General features: G+C 65.6%; 4 protein-coding genes. 1 reads left to right on the forward strand and 3 read right to left on the reverse strand.

Going from position 1 to position 3760, the window contains the following annotated elements:
* The 3 genes from AC1DYI_RS29330 to AC1DYI_RS29340 form a co-directional block, all read right to left on the reverse strand.
* On the reverse strand, positions 1–821 hold an 821-nt coding region (locus AC1DYI_RS29330; protein WP_477207648.1), incomplete at its 3' end, for a carbohydrate ABC transporter permease.
* On the reverse strand, positions 811–1737 hold the full coding sequence (locus tag AC1DYI_RS29335) for a carbohydrate ABC transporter permease (RefSeq protein ID WP_477207651.1): 927 nt from the start codon (positions 1735–1737) through the stop codon (positions 811–813). The genes AC1DYI_RS29330 and AC1DYI_RS29335, both read right to left, overlap by 11 nt.
* A 36-nt stretch (positions 1738–1773) precedes the next feature.
* A complete protein-coding gene (locus AC1DYI_RS29340; RefSeq protein WP_477207649.1) occupies positions 1774–3135 on the reverse strand; it encodes an extracellular solute-binding protein in 1362 nt (453 codons plus the stop codon).
* A gap of 168 nt (positions 3136–3303) precedes the next feature.
* Between AC1DYI_RS29340 and AC1DYI_RS29345 the strand changes: the two genes are divergently transcribed.
* Positions 3304–3760 (forward strand): TonB-dependent receptor plug domain-containing protein (locus AC1DYI_RS29345; protein ID WP_477207650.1); only part of this gene is annotated, 457 nt, incomplete at its 3' end.

Here is a 3760-nt window from a genome sequence, read left to right on the forward strand (position 1 = left end):
GCCAAGCCCTTGACGAAGTAGCGCTGGCCGGCGAAGAAAACAATCAGCACCGGCAGCGTGGCCACCGCGCCTGCGGCCATCATCAAGTCGACCCGGTGCTGGAACTGGTTGATGAACAGGCGTATGCCCACAGGAATGGTCTGCACCTCGGGCGAGCTGGTCAGCACCCAGGCGAAGAACAGCTCGTCCCACGCCAGCAAGAAGACAAAGGTCGCAGTCGCGATCAGGCCTGGCGCGCACAGCGGAAGCACCACGCGCACGAAGGCACCCAGGCGCGAGCAGCCGTCGAGGATCGCCGCTTCTTCCAGCTCGCGGGGCACCGAGACGAAGAAGCCGCGCATGATCCAGATGCTGGCCGGCGTGAACAGGGCCACGTAGAGAAAGACCAGGCCGTGCCGCGTGTCCAGCATCGCCACGCCCCACTCGTCGCCGATGTGGCGGTACAGCATGTACAGCGGCAGGAAGAACAGCATGCCGGGCACGACCTGCGTCGCGGTGATCGACATCGACACCGCCTTCTCGCCGCGGAAGCGAAAGCGTGCCAGCGCATAGGCGGCGCAGGCGGCACAAGCGGTGGAGATTACGGTCGCAGCGCCGCAAACGATCAGGCTGTTGGCGAAGTAGTTGAAGAAGTCGACCTGCAGCCACAGGTCGACGTAGTTGCGCCAGCGCAGACCACCGCTCGGCTCGCCGTCCAGCGCCATCTCGGACGGCAAGTGCAGCGATGCCCACAGCAGCCAGACGATGGGCGCGAGCATCAGCGCGACGACACCCCAGGTCAGCGCGTCCAGCGCACGGGCGGCGAGCGTCTTAGATTTCATGGCTCACCAGGCTGCGGCGGAACGCGCGCATCCACACCGCAACGAACGCCAGCATCAGCGCCATCAGCACGAACGACACCGCGGCGCCCTGCCCGAACAACCAGTAGCTGAACGACTGGCGCGTCAGCAGCGGCATCAGCAGATCGGCCCATTCACCCGGGTGGCCGGCGCCCTGGCCGAACATCATCGAGACGATGTTGTACGAGTAGACGTTGTCRATCACCTGGAACAGCGCCTGGATCGCGATCACCGGTTTCAGCAGCGGCAGCGTGATGTGCAGGAAACGGCGCCAGCGGCTGACGCCGTCCAGCTCTGCCGCTTCATACGGCTCGGTCGGCAAGGCTTGCAACGCGGCCAGGAAGATCAGCATAAGCAGCGGCGCATTGCGCCAGACTGTCGGGATGACGATGGCCCAGAAGCTGTTGCTGCCCAGGAGCCAGAACGGCCGCTCGTCGAACAGGTGCAGGCCATCGACCAGGATCGTGTTGATCAGCCCGTTGTCGCGCTGGAACAGTTGGCCCCAAAGCGTGCCGACCACGTAGCTCGGCACGATCCACGGCAAGAGCAATAGAGTGCGGGCGATGTTCTTGCCGACGAAGTCGCGGTTCATCAGCAGCGCCAGGCCAAGCCCAATGACGATCGACAGTGCCGACACCACCAGCGTGAACAGCGCCGTGTTGCGCAGCGCCAGGCCCAGGCCATGGCGCAACGGGCTGGCCGGGTCGRTCAACACGCGGCGGTAGTTGTCCAAGCCGATGAACGGTGCGTCCAGGTACTGAGCCAGCGTGTACTGGTTCAGCTTCAGCAGCGACATGTAGAAGCCCTGGACGATGGGCAGCAGGTTCACCGCCGCCATCAACCCAATCGCGGGCAGCAGCATCAGCCAGGGGAAGGTGTTGGCGCTGCGCCAGCGCATGGTCGTCACGGCCCGTGCAAGGTCAATGGGAGTCGGTCAATGCGATTCAGCGAGGACCTGGTCGGCTTCGAGCGCGGTCGCATCCAGCGCCTGCTTGACCGCCAGCGGGCTGTACTTGCCACGCACGCCGGCCACCATGTCGAACATGTTGCCCAGGTTCTTCAGGTACACCGATTCGAGTGGGCCCCAACCGGCGACCGACGGATAGTGCCGGCCGTTGCGCACCTGGGCCAGGAACTCGGCGTAGTGCGGGTCGGCGATCAGCGCGGAGTCGTTGGCCGCGTCCAAGCGCGCGGGCAACATGCCCGACATCTGGCTGAACTGGACCTGCGCGTCACGGCTGCTCAGAAAGGCGGCGAGCTTCCACGCGTCGGCCTTGTGCTTGGACGACTTCATCACCGCCAGGTTCGAGCCCGAGAAGAAAGTCTGGCTGCCCTTCAGACCCGCCGGGTAGGGCGCAATGCCGAAGTTGCGTGCGGCCAGGCTTTCGAGCTGGCCGCCCTTGGCCTTGGGCGTCTTCATCTGCTTCAGGATCCACGGGCCCGAAAAGATCACCGCGTACTGGCCGTTGAAGAAACCGTTCTCGATCTGACCCGAGTCTTTCTCGAGCGCGCTGGAAGGCACCAGGCCTTCGGCCGCGAAGCTGGTGTAGTAGACGGCCGCTTGCACGGCCTCGGTCGAGTTGATGGTCGAGCGCTTGCGATCGTTGCCGAGGAAGTCGCCACCGGCGTTCCAGATCCACGGCGCCATGTTGTGGACCACGTTCCAGTCGTTCTTGCCGGGGTAGCCGAGTGCGGCCATCTTCTTGCCGTTCAGCTCGGTGCCGTTGACCTTCTGCATCGCCTGCTTGAAGCTGCCCCAGTTGGCAAAGGCGTCGCGCGGCTCGATGCCGGCCTTCTTGAACACATCGGTGCGGTAGTAGGCGGCGCGGGCGTCGGCGTACCAGGGCACGGCGTAGACCTTGGCATCGTCGTAGCGGTGGGTCGTGCCCCACATCACCGGGAAGAACGCCGCCGCACCGCCAACTTCTTTCTGCTGCGCGTCGTTGACTGGCTCCAGCGCGCCCATCGACGAGATCGCAGCGACCCAGGTGCTGCCCAGTTCCAGCACATCCGGCCCCTGGCCCGAGGCGGCGGCGGCGGTGATCTTGGCCCAGGCCGATTCCCAGTTCAGCACCGTCACGTTGACGCGCAGATTGGGCTGGTTGGCGAGATAAGGTTTCAGCAGCTCGCGCATGTCCTGCTGCTGCTGCTCGGTGGTCGACATGACCCACAGGTTCAGCTCGGTCGCCTGGGCGGCGGCCTGGGGGGCGCTCAGCGAGGTGGCCAGCGCCAGCACGGTGGCGGCCAGGCCGCGGGTCACAAGAAACGCCCTGGGGGCACACAGAGATGACAGCATCGGAAGTCTCAGTTTCACGGCCTTCATTTCAGGCGATGACGCCCGGGCGCACAAGACAGAGATTTACCCCCGACCCTTGGTAGAACTACCCGGACGGCGAGGTACATCTCAGAATGGTCCGCACGGAGATGTGACGCTCCAATGGCGGCGTAGTCGATAGGAGTACGCATGAGATTGGCCTCCAGCCCCCTGACCCCGTTGGCCGCCGCGGCCGCCCTGGCCCTGGCCGGCAGTTGCCTGCCGGCCTTCGCGCAGTCTGCTGCCACGCCGGACACCCCGCCAGCCCCCACCGAGCCGGCCAAGGACAACAAGACCACCGAGCCGCCGGTCGAGCGAGTCGAGGTGACCGGCATCCGCGCGTCACGGCAGCAGTCGCTGACGGTCAAGCGCCAGGCCGATTCGCTGGTCGAGGTGATCTCGGCCGAAGACCTGGGCAAGCTGCCGGACAAGAACGTGGCCGACGCGATCCAGCGGGTGCCGGGCGTCAACATCAGCTCGTCGTCGGGCGGTGAAGGCGGCTTCGCCGAAAACGACCGCGTCAGCATCCGCGGCCTGTCGCCCAGCCTAACCCAGACGCTGGTCAACGGCCACGGCGTGGCCAGCGGAGACTGGTTCGTGTTGGCGC

The sequence above is a fragment of the Ideonella sp. P3_A4 genome, assembly GCF_056403075.1.